Origin of the sequence: Streptomyces sp. NBC_00670, from assembly GCF_036226765.1 — a bacterium.
Taxonomy (GTDB): Bacteria; Actinomycetota; Actinomycetes; order Streptomycetales; family Streptomycetaceae; genus Streptomyces.
The window spans coordinates 1,145,655-1,163,103 of the sequence record NZ_CP109017.1; the positions used below are offsets into that span (position 1 = coordinate 1,145,655).

General features: G+C 73.8%; 18 protein-coding genes and 1 pseudogene. 7 read left to right on the top strand and 12 right to left on the bottom strand.

All coding sequences use genetic code 11. From position 1 onward, the window contains the following. Positions 1–58: 58 nt before the first annotated feature. The 3 genes from OIE12_RS05015 to OIE12_RS05025 all read right to left on the bottom strand — a co-directional run bounded on the left by OIE12_RS05015 (position 59) and on the right by OIE12_RS05025 (position 2,760). Complete coding sequence (locus OIE12_RS05015) at positions 59–1,222, bottom strand: exonuclease SbcCD subunit D (protein ID WP_329132146.1); 1,164 nt, start codon at positions 1,220–1,222, stop codon at positions 59–61. A gap of 130 nt (positions 1,223–1,352) precedes the next feature. After that, on the bottom strand, positions 1,353–1,979 hold the full coding sequence (locus OIE12_RS05020) for a YigZ family protein (RefSeq protein WP_329132149.1): 627 nt from the start codon (positions 1,977–1,979) through the stop codon (positions 1,353–1,355). Positions 1,980–2,022: 43 nt separating this feature from the next. Then, positions 2,023–2,760 (bottom strand): hypothetical protein, encoded by a 738-nt coding sequence (locus OIE12_RS05025; RefSeq protein WP_329132151.1) that lies wholly within the window; start codon positions 2,758–2,760, stop codon positions 2,023–2,025. Positions 2,761–2,820: 60 nt separating this feature from the next. Here OIE12_RS05025 and OIE12_RS05030 point away from each other — a divergent pair, with 60 nt between their 5' ends. After that, entirely contained in the window at positions 2,821–3,228 is a 408-nt protein-coding gene (locus OIE12_RS05030) for a CoA-binding protein (RefSeq protein ID WP_329132153.1), read from the top strand. A gap of 68 nt (positions 3,229–3,296) precedes the next feature. On the opposite strand, the gene OIE12_RS05035 is transcribed toward OIE12_RS05030, so the two are convergent. Both OIE12_RS05035 and OIE12_RS05040 read right to left on the bottom strand, forming a co-directional pair. Then, positions 3,297–4,409, bottom strand: coding sequence for a cation diffusion facilitator family transporter (locus tag OIE12_RS05035; protein WP_329132155.1), 1,113 nt, complete (start codon positions 4,407–4,409; stop codon positions 3,297–3,299). 259 nt (positions 4,410–4,668) lie between these two features. After that, entirely contained in the window at positions 4,669–5,322 is a 654-nt protein-coding gene (locus OIE12_RS05040; protein ID WP_329132157.1) for a TetR/AcrR family transcriptional regulator, read from the bottom strand. A gap of 165 nt (positions 5,323–5,487) precedes the next feature. Between OIE12_RS05040 and OIE12_RS05045 the strand changes: the two genes are divergently transcribed. Continuing rightward, positions 5,488–6,048 (top strand): NAD(P)H-dependent oxidoreductase, encoded by a 561-nt coding sequence (locus tag OIE12_RS05045; RefSeq protein WP_329132159.1) that lies wholly within the window; start codon positions 5,488–5,490, stop codon positions 6,046–6,048. Positions 6,049–6,169: 121 nt separating this feature from the next. Here the strand turns inward: OIE12_RS05045 and OIE12_RS05050 are convergent, their stop codons facing one another. From OIE12_RS05050 to OIE12_RS05060, 3 genes are all read right to left on the bottom strand, one after another. Beyond that, the gene (locus OIE12_RS05050; RefSeq protein WP_329132161.1) at positions 6,170–6,733 is read right to left on the bottom strand and encodes a YbaK/EbsC family protein; all 564 of its coding nucleotides are present in this window, start codon (positions 6,731–6,733) and stop codon (positions 6,170–6,172) included. Between the two features lie 76 nt (positions 6,734–6,809). After that, entirely contained in the window at positions 6,810–7,382 is a 573-nt protein-coding gene (locus tag OIE12_RS05055; protein WP_329132164.1) for a helix-turn-helix domain-containing protein, read from the bottom strand. A 163-nt stretch (positions 7,383–7,545) separates the two neighbouring features. Beyond that, positions 7,546–8,277, bottom strand: a complete 732-nt coding sequence (locus tag OIE12_RS05060) for an acyltransferase (protein WP_329132166.1) — start codon at positions 8,275–8,277, stop codon at positions 7,546–7,548. 148 nt (positions 8,278–8,425) lie between these two features. On the opposite strand from OIE12_RS05060, the pseudogene OIE12_RS05065 reads away from it, so the two are divergent. Beyond that, a pseudogene (locus OIE12_RS05065) lies at positions 8,426–8,990 on the top strand (gamma carbonic anhydrase family protein). Between the two features lie 33 nt (positions 8,991–9,023). Here the strand turns inward: OIE12_RS05065 and OIE12_RS05070 are convergent. Then, the gene (locus tag OIE12_RS05070) at positions 9,024–9,680 is read right to left on the bottom strand and encodes a DedA family protein (protein WP_329132168.1); all 657 of its coding nucleotides are present in this window, start codon (positions 9,678–9,680) and stop codon (positions 9,024–9,026) included. Positions 9,681–10,062: 382 nt separating this feature from the next. Between OIE12_RS05070 and OIE12_RS05075 the strand changes: the two genes are divergently transcribed. Continuing rightward, on the top strand, positions 10,063–10,629 hold the full coding sequence (locus tag OIE12_RS05075) for a CHAP domain-containing protein (RefSeq protein WP_329132171.1): 567 nt from the start codon (positions 10,063–10,065) through the stop codon (positions 10,627–10,629). A gap of 18 nt (positions 10,630–10,647) precedes the next feature. On the opposite strand, the gene OIE12_RS05080 is transcribed toward OIE12_RS05075, so the two are convergent. Then, entirely contained in the window at positions 10,648–11,085 is a 438-nt protein-coding gene (locus OIE12_RS05080; protein WP_030380947.1) for a DUF4442 domain-containing protein, read from the bottom strand. A gap of 157 nt (positions 11,086–11,242) precedes the next feature. Between OIE12_RS05080 and OIE12_RS05085 the strand changes: the two genes are divergently transcribed. Next, entirely contained in the window at positions 11,243–12,298 is a 1,056-nt protein-coding gene (locus OIE12_RS05085; protein ID WP_329132173.1) for a hypothetical protein, read from the top strand. Between the two features lie 124 nt (positions 12,299–12,422). After that, a complete protein-coding gene (locus tag OIE12_RS05090) occupies positions 12,423–13,787 on the top strand; it encodes an MFS transporter (RefSeq protein WP_443053760.1) in 1,365 nt (454 codons plus the stop codon). Positions 13,788–14,061: 274 nt separating this feature from the next. Here OIE12_RS05090 and OIE12_RS05095 read toward each other — a convergent pair whose 3' ends face one another. Then, positions 14,062–14,907, bottom strand: coding sequence for a spermidine synthase (locus OIE12_RS05095; RefSeq protein ID WP_329132175.1), 846 nt, complete (start codon positions 14,905–14,907; stop codon positions 14,062–14,064). Between the two features lie 49 nt (positions 14,908–14,956). Beyond that, entirely contained in the window at positions 14,957–16,138 is a 1,182-nt protein-coding gene (gene tuf / locus OIE12_RS05100; protein ID WP_329132177.1) for an elongation factor Tu, read from the bottom strand. Positions 16,139–16,629: 491 nt separating this feature from the next. Between tuf and OIE12_RS05105 the strand changes: the two genes are divergently transcribed. Continuing rightward, on the top strand, positions 16,630–17,442 hold the full coding sequence (locus tag OIE12_RS05105; protein WP_329132179.1) for a TVP38/TMEM64 family protein: 813 nt from the start codon (positions 16,630–16,632) through the stop codon (positions 17,440–17,442). The last annotated feature ends 7 nt before the right edge of the window (positions 17,443–17,449 follow it).

Consider the following 17,449-nt stretch of genomic DNA (forward strand, 5'->3'; position numbering starts at 1 on the left):
GCCGGTGCCGATGCCGCGGCGCCGGTGTGTGCCGTGACGTCCCTGTGTGCCTCGGTGGTCATGGGGCGACCTCCCGAACCGTGGTCTCGGCGCGTACGGCGTCGAACGCGTCCTGGAGGACGAGCCGTTCGCGGTCGTCGGGGGCGGCGCCGCGCACATGGGTCACGAAGTCCTCCGCGATCTCCTGGTCGGAGCGGCCGGCCAGCCGGCGGGCGTAGCTGACGCCGGGTTCCTCGGGGGCACGGTCCGGGTCGAAGACGAGGCTGAGGGTGTGCGGGAACCGCTCGGTGAGCCGGGCCATGGGCTCGGCGGGCCGGACCGGGTCGGTGAGGGTGGCCTCCACCCATGCCTCCTGGTGCCGGGCCAGTTCCGCGTCGGCGAGCAGGTCCTCCAGGCGGCCGCGGATCCGGGCGAGCGGGCGCGGCACCGGGCAGTCGACGCGCTCGGCGGCGACCGCTCCGTCCGCGCCGAGGTCGACGAGCCACATGCTCTTGCGGTGGCCGGCCTCGGAGAAGGAGTACGGCAGCGGGGAGCCGGAGTAGCGGACGCGCGCGGTGAGCGTCTGGCTGCCGTGCAGATGACCGAGGGCCACGTAGTCGACGCCGTCGAAGACCCCGGCGGGAACGGAGGCGACGCCGCCGACGGTGATGTCCCGTTCGCTGTCGCTCACCTCACCGCCGGTGACGAACGCGTGTGCGAGGACGACGGAGCGGGTGCCCGCGGGTCGGGCGGCGAGGTCGGCGCGGACCCGGTCCATGGCGGCGGCGAGCACCTGTTCGTGCCCGGCCTTCTCCACCCCGAACCGCTCGCGCACCAGGGCCGGTTCGAGGTAGGGCAGGCCGTAGAAGGCGACGTCCCCGTGGGCGTCGGCGAGGACCACCGGGGTGCCGCAGGCGGCGGGGTCGGTGCGCAGATGTATGCCGGCCCGGCCGATGAGCCCGGCGCCGACGCCGAGCCGGCGGGCCGAGTCGTGGTTGCCGGAGATCATCACCGTGGGCACACCGGCGTCGGCGAGGCGGTGCAGGGCGTCGTCGAAGAGCTCGACGGCGGCCAGCGGCGGTACCGCGCGGTCGTACACGTCCCCCGACACGACCACCGCGTCGACCGCGCGCTCGCGCACGGTCGCGACCAGGTGAGAGACGAACCCGGCCTGGGCGTCGAGCATGTTCACCCGGTGGAACGCCCGGCCGAGATGCCAGTCGGACGTGTGCAGAAGCCTCATGATCCCCGAGACTAACGGGAGGGTACGACAACGCGGGCGGCTACTCCCGTATCGGACCGATATGCCCGACTCGTGGGACCCTTGCGCCTCGATCGCCCCAACGGCCGCCGGATCAGCACCCTTTGTCCGGCTATGCCGCCCCGTACGCCTCTCCGCCCAGCTCGAAGTGGGCGGTTCCGGCGGTGAGGTCGGCGAGCCAGGCGCGGAACGCGTCCACGTCGGCGTCCGGCAGCCCGATCTCCAGGGCGACCGCCTCCCCGTAGCGGACGTCGCGCACCTCGCGGCCGGCGGCGCGCAGTTCGTTCTGTACCTTGCCGGCGCGCTGGTGGTCGACGGTGACGGTGGCGAGCCGGAAACGGCGGCGGGTGACCGTGCCGAGCGCGTCCAGGGCCTCGCCGACGGCGCCGCCGTACGCCCGGATGAGTCCGCCCGCGCCGAGCTTGACGCCGCCGTAGTAGCGAGTGACAACGGCGACGGCGTATCGCAGATCGCGGCGCAGCAGCATCTGGAGCATGGGAACGCCCGCGGTGCCGCCCGGCTCGCCGTCGTCGCTCGCCCTCTGCACGGAGGCGTCGGCACCGATGACGTACGCGAAGCAGTTGTGCGTGGCGTCGGCGTGCTCCTTGCGGACGGCGGCGACGAACTCCTGCGCCTCCCGTTCGGTGGCGGCGGGGGCGAGGGCGCACAGGAAGCGCGAGCGGTTGACCTCGGTCTCGTGCACGCCGGGCTGGGCGATCGTGCGGTACTCGTCCTGCATACGGGCAGCCTATGCGGTGGTCGTACCGCTCCCCCAAGGCCCGTCAGCCCCAGGCGCCGATCTCCCGGGTCAGCTCCAGGCCGACCAGCCGGTCGGCGTAGGCGTACGACTCGAAGCGGGCGCCCGGCGGCACGTCCTCGGCCTCCTCCAGGCGCCGCAGCACCTCCAGGGCGGCGGGCACGTCGAGATCGTCCTCCCAGGCGGCACGCAACCGCTGCCGTACGGCGTCGGGGACGGGCCGGGACGGGTGATTCGCCCAGCCCGCGACCGCCCGGCGCCACCGGGCGAGCGTCCGCTGCGCCTCCGCCAGGGCGCCGGTGCCCAGCTCCGCGGCGACCCCCCGGGGAGTGGTCAGCAGGGCGAGGCGGAGGGCGGCGGGGTCCGGGGTGCCGGAGGGGTCGCCGGCCGGGGCCACCTCCAGGTGCGGCCCGTCGTCGGGGGCCGGCTGCCCCGCGCCGCGCACATGCAGGATGCGGCCGCCGGGCGGGGCCTCCGGCTCGGCGCGCCGGATCCCGAGCGCGTCGGCCCGGGCCCGCAGCTCCGGACCCGGGCGGGCGACGGTGAGGGAGGGGCCGCCGTCGAGGTCCAGGGCGCGCGCCAGCACGTCCGCCACGAGCAGCAGCCGCAGGGCGGAGGTGTCCTCACCCGCCGCGTGGACGTGGACGCGGGTCAGCCCGCGGGGGAGATCGGTGGGTTCGCCGCTCCGGGCGTCGGTGATGTGCAGCACGCTGCCGAGCGTAGGCCCGGGAATCCCGTGGTGCTCCTCGTCGTTGCGCGTCACAGGCGTGTCCTCGTGCCGCACACCGTGACACGCACCGCCCCGACGTCGAAGGAGCCCCACGTGTACGGCGACAGCGCAACCATCCGCAGGATCCTCACGGAGCTGGGCGACACCTGGGCGGTCGTCGGTCTGTCGACCAACCAGAACCGGGCGGCGTACGGCGTGGCCGGGGTGCTCCAGCGGTTCGGCAAGCGGATCGTGCCGGTGCACCCGAAGGCCGAGACGGTCCACGGCGAGCAGGGGTACCCCTCGCTGGAGGCGATCCCGTTCCCGGTGGACGTGGTGGACGTGTTCGTCAACAGCGAGCTGGCGGGCCCGGTCGCCGACCAGGCGGTCGCGATCGGCGCCAAGGGCGTCTGGTTCCAGCTCGACGTGATCGACGAGGAGGCGTACGCGCGCACCCGTGCGGCGGGCCTGGAGATGGTGATGGACCGCTGCCCGGCCATCGAGATCCCGCGCCTGGTCTGATCCGGCCGGCCTGACGCGCCTCGTCCGATCCGCTGGTCCGCCGCGTCCGGTCCGGTCCGGTGCGCGGGTCAGTGGGGGTGGGGGCTCTCGCGGTGCACCGGCCCGTGCGCCCGCTCGCAGTGCGGGCCGCGCGCCGGGGCGGCGTCCCCGGGGAGCGCCACCTGGAGGAGCCGCTCGGGGGCGTGGTCGACCTGGAGCGTGGTGTGCGTGATGGCGTACTCGTCCCGCAGCACCTCCTCCAGATCGCGCCGCACCTCGTGGCACTCGCCGCCCGGCTCCACCAGGACGTGCGCCGAGAGCGCCGACTGTCCCGAGGTGATCTGCCAGACGTGCAGGTCGTGCACCTCGACGACGCCGGACCGGCCGGCCAGCCGGTCGCCGAGCACGTCCGGGTCGACGTCGGCGGGGGCGGCCTCCAGGAAGATGCGCCCGGAGTCGCGCAGCAGCCCGTACGCCGCCTTCACCATGAGGGCGACGACGACGAGCGTGGCCAGCGCGTCGGCGCGGGCGAAGCCGGTCAGCACGACGATCAGCGCGGCGACGGCGGTGCCGATGAAGGCGAACAGGTCGTTGAGGATGTGCTGGTAGGCACCCTCGACGTTGAGCGAGGTGCGGTTGGCCCGGGACAGACACCAGGTGGCGACCACGTTCACGGCGATGCCGACGAGCGCGGTGACCAGCATCAGTCCGCCCTCGACCGCCGGCGGGGAGATGAGCCGGCGCACCGCCTCGTACGCCAGCCAGGCGCCGAGGAGCAGCAGGGTGAGGCCGTTGACCTGGGCGGACAGGATCTCCGCGCGCTTGAGCCCGTAGGTGAACCCGCCGTGCGCGGGGCGTGCGGCCAACCGCATGGCGACCAGCGCGAGCACGATGGACGCGGCGTCGGTGAGCATGTGGGCCGCGTCCGAGAGCAGCGCCAGCGACCCGGCGACGAGACCGACGGCGACCTCGGCGGCCATGAAGACGGTGATCAGCGCGAGCGCCGCCCCCAGCCAGCGGCGGTCGGCGTCGGGGGAGACGCCGTGCGAGTGACCGGCGTGACCGCTGTGACCGCCGTGACCGCCGTGGCTTTCGTGGTCGGAGCGGGTCAAGTGGCTCGACTTACTCGTGTTACTCACGTGACCGGCGGGTGCACCGCCCGTGCTGGGGTGCTCGTCGGGCCGGTGGTCGTGGTCGCTCATGTCGGATGCCTTCCCCCATTGCCGCGGACGCGTCGCACCCGGTCGGGGTGCGGTGCTCCGACTGCCACGCCCGGGCCGGCGGCGGCCGCCTCGCCCGGGCACCGCAGTGGGTGCCCCGACGGAAGTCAAACGCATCCGTGCACGGAACGGCAAAGGCTGCATCGGTGACCGTTGTCATCTCCGTTAACACGACTCTGACCTGCGGCGATGCCGTCCACCGGGTGGGGCCTCGGGGAGGTGGCCTTCAGGGCGCGTCCGCTCAGCCGGCGCCCACGTGCCGCGCGACGAGGTCGTACCAGCCGGCCTCGACGCGCTCCAGGGGCATGCCCTCCCGGGCGACCAGGTGATCGACGAGGGAGACGTCCAGGTAGGCGAGCAGGGCGTGCGCGATCAGGTCGGGATCGCCGCCGGCCCTCATCTCCCCGAGCAGCAGACGGAGATGGCTGAACCGCAGCCGGTAGGCAGGTACGGAGCGCCGGCGGCTGGTGTCGGCGTGGGCGGCGAGGTAGATGTCGCGGTGGGCCTGTTCGTGGCGCAGCACGGCCGAGCCGAAGGCGCGCAGCCGCTCTGCGGCCGGGGCGCCGGGGCCGAGCGGCGGCGGGCCCGTGAGGAAGGCCGCCTGGAGATCGCGTTCGTGGCTGTCGAGCAGGGCGATCATGAGCCCCGTCCGGTCGCCGAACCGCCGGAACACCGTGCCCTTGCCGACCCCGGCCCCGCTGGCGACCGCCTCCATCGTGAGCTTGGCGGCACCGCGTGTGGCCACCAGGTCGGCGGCGACCTCCAGCAGCCGGGCGCTGTTGCGGACGGCGTCGGCCCGCAGCCGGGGCGCCTCGCCCACGGGTTCGAGGAACAGGTCCGCCCGGCCGGCGGGGTCGTCCCGCGGGGGGCGCGGGGAGGGGAGCGGCTCGGTCATGAAAAGAAGAGTAGCGCTCCGGGAAGAGAACCGGACCGGAGTCCGTTACTCCGAGTGGACCACGGTCCGTTTGACACCCGGACCTCGGCCCGCTTAGGTTGTACAACATTCAACGGACTCCGGTCCGTTTATCCCCCCGCTCGTTCTACCTGGGAGTTCCTCACCATGTCCGTTCGCATCCTCGCGCTCGTCGGCAGCCTCCGCGCCGGTTCGCACAACCGTCAGCTCGCCGAGGCCGCCGTGAAGCACGCCTCCGAAGGCGTCGAGGTGAGCATCTTCGAGGGCCTGGCCGACATCCCCTTCTACAACGAGGACATCGACACCGAGGGTGCGGCGCCCGAGACCGCCACCGCCCTGCGTACGGCGATCGCCCAGGCGGACGGCCTTCTGCTGTTCTCCCCCGAGTACAACGGCACCATCCCGGCCGCGCTGAAGAACGCGATCGACTGGGCCTCCCGTCCGATGGGCGCCGGCGCCCTCGCGGGCAAGCCGGTCGCCGTGGTCGGCACCGCCTACGGCCAGTACGGCGGCGTGTGGGCGCAGGACGAGACCCGCAAGTCGGTCGGCATCGCCGGCGGCAAGGTCGTGGAGGAGGCCAAGCTCTCCATCCCGTCCTCCGTGATCCGCTTCGCCGAGCTGCACCCGGCCGACGACGCCGAGGTCGTCGAGGGCCTGGGCAAGGTCATCGACCAGCTGGTCGCGCAGTCCGGCACCGCGGCTGCCTGATCCTCCGCACGACGGCCGCCTGATCCGGCACACGACGCCGACGGGCACGTACGGCGCACAACGGCTGTGGGCCGGGACCTCGACGGGTCCCGGCCCACAGCCGTGTCGCGGGCACGGCGGCTCAGCCGGCCGCGACGCCCAGCCCCTCCAGCACCACGGCGTTCGGCAGCTCCGCGAACGCCTTGCCGGGCAGCAGCAGTTTGCCGCGCCGCCGGCCGCTGCCGACCAGGATGTACGGCAGGTCGACGACAGCCGCGTCCACGAGGAGCGGCCACTCGCCGGGCAGCCCGACGGGCGTGATCCCGCCGTACTCCATGCCGGTCTCCCCCGTCGCCGTGTCCATCGGCGCGAACGACGCCTTGCGGACGCCGAGCTGTTTGCGCACCACGCCGTTGACGTCGACGCGGGTGGTGGAGAGGGCGACGCACGCGGCGAGCGTGGTCTCCCCGCCGCGCCGGCCCGCCACGACCACGCAGTTCGCGGACCGCTCCAGCAGTTCCTGCCCGTAGTGCTGGACGAAGGTGGCGGTGTCGGCCCACTCCGGCTCGGTGTCGACGCACACCAGCTGCTCGGCGGGGACGGTGCCGCGCCAGTGGCGTACGGCGTCGGCGACCGGGCGGACGAGCGTGTCGAGGCACTCGGGGGCGGGGCGGGCGGAGTCGAAGTCTCCGAGAGGCGCGCGCATGGCGGCACGGTAACAGCCGTGCGGGGAGGGGCGGGCGCGCCCGCCGGGCGGGGCAGGCCGCCGGGCGGGGCCCGGCTCAGCGGACCGCGGGCACCGAGACGGTCATCACCATCTCCATCGGCTCCTCGCCGTCGTTGCCGTAGGTGTGCGCGAGGTGGGCCTCGAACGACGCGCTCGCGCCGGTCGGCACACGGTGTTCCTCGCCGTCCACGGTGAGCGTCAGCCGCCCCCTGGTGACGTGCAGGATCTCGACCGTGCCGACGGGATGGGGGTCGGAGGGGCTGTGCTCGCCCGGCATCAGCCGCCAGTCCCACATCTCCAGCGGTCCGGGCGCCTCCGTACCCGCGAGCAGTCGGCCGTGGCCGCCGGCCTCGCTGTGCCACATCCGCACGGCCTGGTCGGCGGGGACGACGCGGACGCGGGGGCCCTGCTCGTAGTCGAGGAGGGTGGGGATGCTGACGCCGAGCGCGTCGCCGATCTTGACGACGGTGCCGAGGCTGGGGTTGGTACGGGCCTGCTCGATCTGGATGAGCATGCCCCGGCTGACCCCGGCGCGGGCGGCGAGCGTCTCCAGGGTGAACCCCCGCTCGGCGCGCCAACGCCTGACGTTGCGCGCCAGGGACTGGGTCAGCAGGTCGAGGTCCGACACGTTCCGCCCCGTATTCCGTTCGATCCGCCGTATCGCCGTGCAGCCGTTCCGTCCGCGCACCCACCCTCGTCTACGACGCGGTGCGCGGCGGCGGAACACCGTCGGCTGCACCCTATCGTCCACCGCGGTGTACCAGGCAGGCCCGTCGGGCGGGGTACGCCTCTCAGGCCTCCGCCTCCAGTTCGGAGAGCGCCAGCAACTGTTCCGGGGTGATGCCGTCGGGGATCGGCACCGGCGGCGGGGTGCGCAGCGGCGGCTGCCAGCCCTCCTCGGCCGTCCAGCGCCGCACCACCCGGGCGGGCGCCCCCGCGACCACCGCGTGGTCGGGCACGACCCCCCGTACGATCGCGCCTGCCGCCACCACCACGTTCCGGCCGATCCGGGCGCCCGGCAGGATCACCGCGCCGGTGCCGATCCAGCAGCCGGGGCCGATCGACACCGGCTCCATGCGCGGCCACTGCTTGCCGATGGGCTGGTGCGGGTCGTCGTAGGAGTGGTTGGTGGACGTCACGTAGACATAGGGGCCGAAGTAGCAGTCGCTGCCGACGGTCACCGTGGTGTCGGCGATGACATGGCTGCCGCGGCCGAGGACGACACCGTCGCCGATGCGCAGGATGGGCTCGGGGCCGAGGTCGAGGTCGGGCATCAGCCCCGCCGTGAGCGTGACCTGTTCCCCGACGATGCAGCAGGCCCCGAGGTGGATCCACGGCTCGCCGAAGACCGTGCCCAGCGGGAAGGCCAGCCGCGTGCCCGCGCCCAGCGCGCCGAAGCGGAACCGTCCGGGGTGCTCCGCGGTGACGGAACCGGTGCGCTGCGCCCAGGCCCAGCCCGCGTGCACGGCGCGCTGGGCGAGGCGGCGCCGCCAGGACGACCACGTGTTCCTGCTGCTGAGCATCCGCTCACGGTACTGAAGCCGGACGGCGCGCAGGACGCCGTACGGCTGTGATCTTCACCCCAGGGGGTGAGCCGGGGATGGCGTACGGTGCCGGGACGGCCGCCGGGCGACGGGCGGGTGGCCGACGGCCGGGAGCGAGGAGACGGTGATGACGGACGGCGCGCTGATCAGGGGCATCGGGGGCAAGGAACCGCGGCTCGGCGAGGAGGTGTTCCTCGCGCCGACGTCCGTGGTGCTCGGTGACGTGACGCTGGGGGCGGGCGCGAGCGGTCTGGTACGGGGCGGTGCTGCGGGCCGACGTGGAGGGCATCGCCGTGGGCGCACGGAGCAATGTGCAGGACAACTGCACGCTGCACGCCGACCCGGGCTTCCCGGTGAGCATCGGCGAGCGGGTCTCCCTCGGTCACAACGCGGTGGTGCACGGGGCGGTGGGGGGTCCCCCCTGCTCGAGCGAAGCCGAGAGCTTGGGGGAGGAGGACGACTGCCTGATCGGCATGGGCGCCACGGTGCTCAACGGGGCGGTGATCGGCGCGGGCTCGCTGGTCGCCGCGCAGGCGCTGGTCCCGCAGGGGACGCGGGTGCCGCCGGGGTCGCTGGTGGCGGGGGTGCCGGCGAAGGTCAAGCGGGCGTTGACGGAGGAGGAGCGGGAGGTGGTGACGCTCAACGCGACGATGTATGTGGACCTGGCGAAGGCCCACGGTGAGGTGAGGTGACGGAGGCCACGCGTCCCTCAGGGGGCGCGCTCGTCAGTCGGTCGCCGGGACCGGTTCCGGCTCCTTGGCCGTTTCGGACTTCTGGGCGGTCGCCTTCGCCGCGCGCCGCTTGACGATCAGCATGGAGGCGACGCCGACCAGGGCCGCGGCGACCAGGCCCAGGTAGGAGAACCGCTTGAGCCAGTCCTCGGCGACCACGCCCACGTAGTAGATGACCGCGGTCGTGCCGCCCGCCCAGATCACCCCGCCCAGCAGGTTGGCGATCAGGAACTTCCAGTAGGGCATGTGCAGCACGCCGGCCAGCGGACCCGCGAAGATGCGCAGCAGGGCGATGAACCGGCCGAAGAAGACAGCCCACATGCCCCACTTCTCGAACGACCGTTCCGCCGTGGCGACATGCCCCTCGCCGAAGTGCCTGGGGAACTTCTTCCCCAGCCAGGCCAGCAGTGGCCGTCCGCCCTTGCGGCCGATCGCGTACCCGATGGAGTCGCCCACGACGGCGCCGGTGGTCGCGCAGGCGCCGAGGATCACGGGGTTGATCTCGCCGTGCTGGGAGGAGAGCAGCGCCGCCGAGACGAGGACGATCTCGCCGGGCAGCGGAATGCCGAGGCTCTCCAGGCCGATGACCAGGGCCACCAGCGCGTAGATACTGACCGCCGGCACCGTCTCGAGCCATTCCTGGACGTGCACGCCGGATCCTCCCGTGTTTCCAGTCCCCTGAAGCCGCGCCTCACCGCATCCGGCGGCCCGGCGCGCGCCTCCCCCTGCCGCTCCACGAGCGCACGTGGTAAGCCTACCGGTTCGGCGTTCGAGTCGTCCGCCGCGGCCGGACGCCCGGAGCCGGCGCGGCGCCCGGCGGCGCTCACGCGCCCCCGCGCGCGCCGATGACACCCTGCGCCCGTCCCGTCCGTCAAACGGAGGGCGCCAAGTCCCCTCGTATGTAGGCCCGTTGGGCCCCGACGGGCGGGGAAGGGATCACCCCGGCCGGGACCGGCGCGCCACGCCGGTCCGGTGCCGTACCTGGCCGCACCTGGCCGTTCGTGGTCGTACTCCGTCGGAAGGAACCGTTGTCATGCGCCGGCACACGTCGAGGAAGTGGTCGCGTCTCCTGGTGGCCGGGGTGGGTGCCGCGCTGGCACTCGGCGTTCCCGGAGCCGCCGGGGGTGTCGCGGCCGCCTCCGCGGCGGAGAACGAGACGGCCGGAGCGCGGGCGGCGCACGGCGTGGCGGCCGCCGCTCACCGGATCGATCCGCACGCCTATCCGTGGCGGGGCGACGGGAGGACGTGGGAGGCCGACGGGCACGGTTACTTCGTGCGCTCGTGCGCGTCCTTCGCGGCCTGGGCGGTCCGGGCCGACGGCCGCCCCCGGCACCACTCCCCCGACTTCCTCGGCGACGCCCGCGCCTGGCGGGGCGCCGCCACGGTCCGGACCCCGCGCGCGGGGGACATCGCGCAGTGGGACCCGGGGGTGGGCGGCGCGGGACACCGGGGGCATGTGGCGTATGTCGCCGCCACCCGCGGCACGCGGGTCACCCTCTACGAGTACAACTTCCGCAGCGCCGCCAACGGCCACCGTCCGCGCGCCCTGAACGTCCGTACCGTCCCGGCCGGGAACCCCAGCCGCTACCTGCGGTTCTGAGCCGCCCGGGACGGAGGGTCAGCCGTTGGGACGCAGGGTCCACACCACCGTCATCTCGCCGGTGACGGCGCCGTCCGCGCGCCGCAGCGCGACGGAGACCGGGAACTCGGGACGGCGGCCGGCGTCGAGCTCCGCGACGACCTCGGCCGCGGGCCGGCCGAGCGTCGCGGTGGCGGTGACCTCGCCCATCGCCAGCTTGCGGTAGGCGATCTCGGCGCCGACGGCGAGCGGCACGGCGCGCGAGAGCTGGTCCCCGAACGCGGCCAGCACGACCGCCCCGCTCGCCGACTCGCCCAGCGTGAACATGGCTCCGGCGTGCGGACCGCCGACGTGGTTGTGGTACTCGCTCTGGTCCGGGAGGGCCACCACCGCCTTCTCGGGGGAGGTCTCCAGGAACTCCAGCCGGAGGGTCCTGGCCATCGGCACGGTCGCGGCGAGCATCTCGCCGACAGACATCTGGTCTGCGCTCATGCCGTCACGTTACCCGCGAGTAGCCACGGGAGGCCAGCCCCGGTCCGGCACGGGTTCGGTACGCGGCCGGTACCGGTCCGGTACGGGCCTGACGAAGGGAAGTGACCGAAACGTGTCATGGGCAGCACTAGTGTGACTACCCATGTGGCCAGGACAGCAGCCGCCCGGGGGCGAGCAGAACCCGCAGGACCAGAACCAGAACCCGTACACCCAGCCGGGATATCAGCAGCCGGGGCAGCCGGGGTACCAGCAGCCGAACCCGTACACCCAGCCGGGATATCCGCAGCAGACCCCCAACCCCTATGCGCAACCGACACAGCCGGGGCAGCCGCAGTGGGGGGCTCCCACGCCGCCCACCGGGCTCCAGACGCCGGGCGGGGGCGGCACGGGAGGCGGTGGCGGGAACCGTACGAAGATCGTGGCGATCGTCGCGGCGTGTGCCGTGGTCGTGGCCGCCGCGGTGACCGGGATCGTGGTCCTGGGCGGCGGCGACAAGGACGACTCCGCGGACGGCAAGGACAAGGCGACGGCCTCCGCCGGCGCGTCGGCGGAGCCGGGGAAGTCCGCCACGCCGGAGAACAATCCGCGCGGCGGCGGGGAGGAGAAGGCCACGATCAAGGGCTGGAAGGTCGACATCAACCCCAAGTGGGGGGTCGCCTTCGACGTGCCGGCGGACTGGGAGGTCAAGTCGCCCAGCTACATCACCGGTTTCGAGGACGAGAAGGGCGAACCGCTCATCGTGATGTCCGCGCCCGCCGTCCTCAAGGAGGAGTGGTGCACGGCCGACGAGGACAAGGACGGCCGCACCGAGAGCACCTCGCTCGCCGCGACGGGCGTCAAGGGCGCCAACGGCGCGAAGGACACCGACGAGGTCGCGATCGCGCAGTCGACCAACTGGGTCTACGGCGGTTACACGCAGCCCGACGAGAAGAGCCTGTCCCACGACAAGCCGAAGCCGTACACGACAACCTCCGGGATCAAGGGCAGCTACACCTGGGCCCGGTCCAAGAACACGCCCGCGAAGGGCAAGTGCGCGACCGACGGCAAGGCGATCAGCTTCGGCTTCAAGAACTCCAAGGGCGACTTCGTCTCCTGGACGCTCTACGGTGCCACCGGCGTGGACGAGGAAGTGTCCGAGGACACGATCATGAAGATCCTCAGCACGGTACGGCTGCACGGCGAACCGACGGCGTCCTGACCGCCCCGGCCCCCGGGCACGCCGGGGGCCGGACCCGGCCCGTTCCCGTGCGGCGGACGGGGTGCGGTGAGGCCGGTGGGCCGGCGGTTTGGCATCCGGACCCCATGGCGGCGATAGTCGGCCGGTGACCTCTGCCGCCGACCCCGGCCCCGACCATCGTCCGGACCTCTCCCGCCGCCCTCTCGGGGGCCGACGCCCTCGGCGTCCCGAGTGGGCGGGGCGGAACTACAGCCTGCTGGCCGCCGCGGCGGTCGTCACCAACCTGGGCAGCAACGGGGCCCTGATCGCCGCCGCCTTCGCGGTCCTCGACGCGGGCGGCGACGCCGGGGACGTGGGGCTCGTGGCGGCGGCACGCACGCTGCCGCTCGTCCTGTTCCTGCTGATCGGCGGCGCGGTCGCCGACCGGCTGCCCCGGCACCGGGTGATGGTCGCGGCCAACGCCCTCAACTGTCTGTCGCAGGCGGCGTTCGCGGCGCTCGTCCTGGCCGGTGAGCCCCGGCTGTGGCAGATGATGCTGCTCACCGGGCTGGGCGCGACCGGCCAGGCGTTCTTCAACCCGGCCGCCGAGGGCATGCTGATGTCCTCGGTGCGCGGGGAGCAGGCGGGCCGTGCCTTCGCGGTGTTCCGGATGGCGATGCAGTCGGCGGCGGTCGGCGGGGCCGCGCTCGGCGGGGCGCTGGTCGCCGCGCTGGGGCCCGGCTGGGTGCTCGCGATCGACGCGGCGGCCTTCGCGGTGGCGGGTTCGCTGCGCTCCTTCCTCGACGTCGGGCACATCGCGCCGCGCGAGCCGGGCGGCGGTCTGCTGGCCGATCTGCGCGAGGGCTGGCGGGAGTTCAGCGGGCGGCCCTGGCTGTGGGGGGTCGTCGCCCAGTTCTCGATCGCGAACGCGGTGGTCGGCGCGGCCGACGCGGTCTACGGCCCGCTGGTGGCGGAGGAGAACCTCGGCGGTGCGGGGCCGTGGGGGCTCGCCCTCGGCGCGTTCGGCGCGGGCACGGTCGCCGGGGCGCTCGTGATGACCCGCTTCCGGCCGCGCCGACTGCTGCTCGTCGGCACCCTGTGCGTCTTCCCGCTCGCCGCGCCTTCCGCGGCCCTGGCGGTGCCAGTGCCGGTCGGCGTCCTGTACACGGTGATGTTCCTGACCGGCCTGTCGGTCGAGGTGTTCGGCGTGTCCTGGATGACGGCTCTGCACCAGGAGATACCGGAGGACAAGCTGTCCCGGGTCTCGGCATACGACTGGTTCGGCTCGATCGCGATGCTCCCGCTCGCGACGGCCCTGGCGGGCCCCGCGGAGTCCACCCTCGGCCGCGCCAACGCCCTGTGGGCCTGCGCCGCACTGGTCCTCGTCGTCACAGCGGCAGTCCTCTGCGTCCCAGAGGTACGCAACCTGCGCCGCCGCACACCGTCGGTATCGGTGCCGGCACCGGCACCGGCACCGACGGCCGGGGAGCCGCAGCACACCCAGCCCCGCACACAGCCCGGCACCGACTGACGGCTCCCGACAAGTGGGCCCCCGCCCCCTCGGGCGTCCAGGGGGCAGAGCCCCCTCGGGGCCAGGGGCGAAGCCCCAAGAACGCGCTCGGGGGCGAAGCCCCTCACGCCCTCCGGGCGAAGCCCCCAAGGGGGGTCCGGGGGCGCAGCCCCCAGGGATGGGACGGGTAGGGGCGGCGGGGGCGAGGAAATCCCGGCGTCGAGCCACGCCCGGCGGCCTCGGCCGCCACCGGCCCGGGGGCACCGCATCGGCGCCGTCGGCACGACACACACCGTCAGCCGATACCGAACGCCCCGTCCGGCGGCTCCGGCGACGGCACCGCGTCCGTGTCATGAACCGGCCGGGCGGAGCCCATGAAGACCCGCAGAGGATCCCCGTGCTCGACACGCGCGGGGAACGCATCCGCCGCCACACGCCGCACCAACGCCCCGACATCCGCCGCCCGATGCGCCGCGTACAGCACCACGTTCCCGAACCGCCGCCCCCGCAACACCCCCGGCTCCGCGATCAACGCCAGTTCCTCGAACACCGTCCCGAGCGTGGCGAGCTGCGCGCGCAGAAAGGCGAAGGGCGTGGCATCCGCCAGATTCGCCACGTACACCCCGTCACCCCGCAGCACCCGCGCCACGGCCCGCGCGTACTCGACCGAGGTGAGATGCGCGGGCACCCGGGATCCACCGAACACGTCGGCGATCACCACGTCCGCCGAGCCGGCCGGCGCCGCCTCCAGCCAGGCCCGGGCATCCGCGCGATGCGGCGTGATGTCCGCACCGGCGGGCAGCGGCAACCGCTCCAGGACGAGGTCCAGCAGCCCCCGGTCGGCCTCGACGACCTGCTGCCGCGAACCGGGCCGGGTCGCGGCGACGTACCGCGGCAAGGTGAACGCACCGCCACCGAGGTGCAGCACGTCCAGCGGCACCCCCGGCCCGGCGACCGTGTCCAGCACGTGCCCGAGCCGCCGGGCGTACTCGAACTCCAGGTGCTCGGGCGCGTCCAGGTCGACGTACGACTGCGGCGCCCCGTCCACGGTCAGCAGCCAGGCGCGCTCCCGGTCGACGTCGGGCATCAGCCGGGCGGTCCCGTGATCCACGTCCCGCACCACGGGTATCGCTTCGCTCACGGAACCATTGTGCGGCACGGGGGCGCCCCGCAGGACGCCCCCGCCCGGCTCACTCCACCGAGGTCACCGTCCCCGCCCCGACCGTCCGGCCGCCCTCGCGGATCGCGAAGCCGAGCCCGGCCTCCAGGGGCACGTCCCGCCCCAGCTCGACGATCATGGTGACCGTCTCCCCGGGCCGGGCGACGCCGGCCGCGCCGAGGTCGACGCCGCCGACCACGTCCGCCGTGCGGATGTAGAACTGCGGCCGGTAACCGCTGGTCACCGCCGTCGTACGGCCGCCCTCGCGGGCCGACAGCACGTACACCCGCGCGGTGAACCGGCGGCGCGGCTCGACGCTGCCGGGCGCCGCGACGACGTGCCCGCGCCGCACCGCGTCCCGCGCCACCCCGCGCAGCAGCAGCGCCACGTTGTCCCCGGCCTGCGCCTCCTCCATCGGCCGACCGAAGGTCTCGACCCCGGTGACGACGGTCTCGACACCGGCCCCGAGCACCTCGACCCGGTCGCCGACGCGCACCGTGCCGCGCTCGACGGCGCCGGTGACGACCGTGCCGCGCCCGGTGATGGTGAGCACGTTCTCCACCGGCAGCAGGAACGGCGCGTCCAGGTACCGCTCGGGGACCGGCACATAGGTGTCGACCGCGTCGAGCAGCGCCTCGACGGCCGCCGTCCAGCGCGGGTCGCCCTCCAGCGCGCGCAGCCCGGAGACCCGTACGACGGGTACGGACTCGCCCGGGTAGCCGTGCGCGGTGAGCAGTTCGCGCACCTCCAGCTCCACGAGGTCGGTCAGCACCGCGTCCTCGCCGTCGCCGACGGCGTCGGCCTTGTTGAGCGCGACGACGATGTGGTCGACGCCCACCTGCCGCGCGAGCAGCACGTGTTCGGCGGTCTGCGGCATGATCCCGTCCAGCGCGGAGACGACGAGGATCGCCCCGTCGAGCTGGGCCGCGCCGGTGACCATGTTCTTGATGTAGTCGGCGTGGCCGGGCATGTCGACGTGCGCGTAGTGCCGGGTGTCGGTCTCGTACTCGACGTGCGCGATGTTGATGGTGATGCCGCGCGCGGCCTCCTCCGGGGCGCGGTCGATGCGGTCGAACGGCACGAACGTGCCGGCGCCGCGGCCGGCGAGGACCTTGGTGAGGGCGGCGGTCAGGGTGGTCTTGCCGTGGTCGACATGGCCCATCGTGCCGATGTTGAGATGCGGTTTGGTGCGGATGTACGCCGTCTTGGACATGGCGGTACCTCGAAGTCTCTTCGGTGGTGACGCGTGAACGGCCCCGGGCGCGGCGCATGGGGCGCGCGGCCGGGACGGGGACCCCGAGAACCTGGCCGACCCTCCCCCTGGGGGGTCCGCCGGACGATCCGGGGAGGGTCAGCTTCGGGCGCCGTCGACTGCGGCGAGGAAAGTGGGAACGGCAGCCTTCGGGGCATCCGCGGCTGCGGATGCCGCGAGGTGGAAGGCGTACCGGAACATGCCCCGATCATGCCTCCGCCGCCCGTTCCGGGTCGAATGGTTTTCGCCCCGCCCGGGATCGTGGACGCGGAGATGTACGTCCGGTGCACCTCTGCCGTCGACCTCTCGCACACGACCCATCGCAACCCGCCCCGACCCGCCGGAGGGTACGTTCTCGCGGTCCTGGCCGGGGGACTGACGGGCGTTCAGCGCACCACCCGTGAAATGGCCCATACGGCGATCACATGCGTTCGTCGGTTAATGTCACCAACATGCTCGATGCCACCACCCGCTCGGGCGGCACCGCCACGGCCTCTCCCCGGGCCACCGCCACGGAGTCCACCACCGCCACGGCACCGGCCGTTTCCCCGTCGTTGGTGAGCGCCCCGGTCGCCGCAGCCGTCTCCCCCTCCTTCGCCGCGCGCTGCGGCAGAGCACTGCTCTCGCCCTGGGCGCGGCTGGCCCTGCTCGTGGCGCTGCTCGCGACGGCCGCCACCTGCGTGCTGCTGTTCGAACCGCAGAGGCTGCTGACGCACGGCTGGCCACCACAGCTCGGCGGGGCCGCGGCCGCCTCGGTGTTCGCGGTGGCGTACGGGCTGTGCACGGTCGCCTTCGTGCCGCGCCCGCTGCTCAACCTGGCCGCGGGCGCCCTGTTCGGTTCGCAGTTCGGCACGGGCAGCGCGCTGACGGGCACGGTGCTGGGCGCCGGGCTCGCGTTCGGCCTGGGCCGGCTGCTCGGCCAGGACGCGCTGCGGCCGCTGGTGCGCGGCCGGTGGCTGAAGGCGGCGGACGGCCAGCTCAGCCGGCACGGCTTCCGTTCGATGATGGCGGCCCGGCTCTTCCCCGGGGTGCCGTTCTGGGCGGCGAACTACTGCGCCGCCGTCTCCCGGATGCGTTCGGCGCCGTTCCTGATCGCGACGGCGCTCGGCTCGATCCCCAACACCGCCGCCTACGTCGTCGCCGGCGCCCGCGCCTCCAGTCCCACCTCCCCCGCCTTCCTCATCGCCCTCGCCATCATCGCCGTCCCCGCCCTGGCCGCCACGACAATCGCCTGGCGCAAACGCCACCACCTGCGCGCCCCGTAGGGGGCGC

Excerpts from the sequence above, each read along its gene's own strand:
- OIE12_RS05015 (WP_329132146.1), bottom strand. The coding sequence starts at position 1,222 with ATGAGGCTTCTGCACACGTCCGACTGGCATCTCGGCCGGGCGTTCCAC.
- OIE12_RS05020 (WP_329132149.1), bottom strand. The coding sequence starts at position 1,979 with ATGCAGGACGAGTACCGCACGATCGCCCAGCCCGGCGTGCACGAGACC.
- OIE12_RS05035 (WP_329132155.1), bottom strand. The coding sequence starts at position 4,409 with ATGAGCGACCACGACCACCGGCCCGACGAGCACCCCAGCACGGGCGGT.
- OIE12_RS05040 (WP_329132157.1), bottom strand. The coding sequence starts at position 5,322 with ATGACCGAGCCGCTCCCCTCCCCGCGCCCCCCGCGGGACGACCCCGCC.
- OIE12_RS05045 (WP_329132159.1), top strand. The coding sequence starts at position 5,488 with ATGTCCGTTCGCATCCTCGCGCTCGTCGGCAGCCTCCGCGCCGGTTCG.
- OIE12_RS05050 (WP_329132161.1), bottom strand. The coding sequence starts at position 6,733 with ATGCGCGCGCCTCTCGGAGACTTCGACTCCGCCCGCCCCGCCCCCGAG.
- OIE12_RS05060 (WP_329132166.1), bottom strand. The coding sequence starts at position 8,277 with ATGCTCAGCAGCAGGAACACGTGGTCGTCCTGGCGGCGCCGCCTCGCC.
- OIE12_RS05075 (WP_329132171.1), top strand. The coding sequence starts at position 10,063 with ATGCGCCGGCACACGTCGAGGAAGTGGTCGCGTCTCCTGGTGGCCGGG.
- OIE12_RS05080 (WP_030380947.1), bottom strand. The coding sequence starts at position 11,085 with ATGTCTGTCGGCGAGATGCTCGCCGCGACCGTGCCGATGGCCAGGACC.
- OIE12_RS05085 (WP_329132173.1), top strand. The coding sequence starts at position 11,243 with ATGTGGCCAGGACAGCAGCCGCCCGGGGGCGAGCAGAACCCGCAGGAC.
- tuf (WP_329132177.1), bottom strand. The coding sequence starts at position 16,138 with ATGTCCAAGACGGCGTACATCCGCACCAAACCGCATCTCAACATCGGC.
- OIE12_RS05105 (WP_329132179.1), top strand. The coding sequence starts at position 16,630 with ATGCTCGATGCCACCACCCGCTCGGGCGGCACCGCCACGGCCTCTCCC.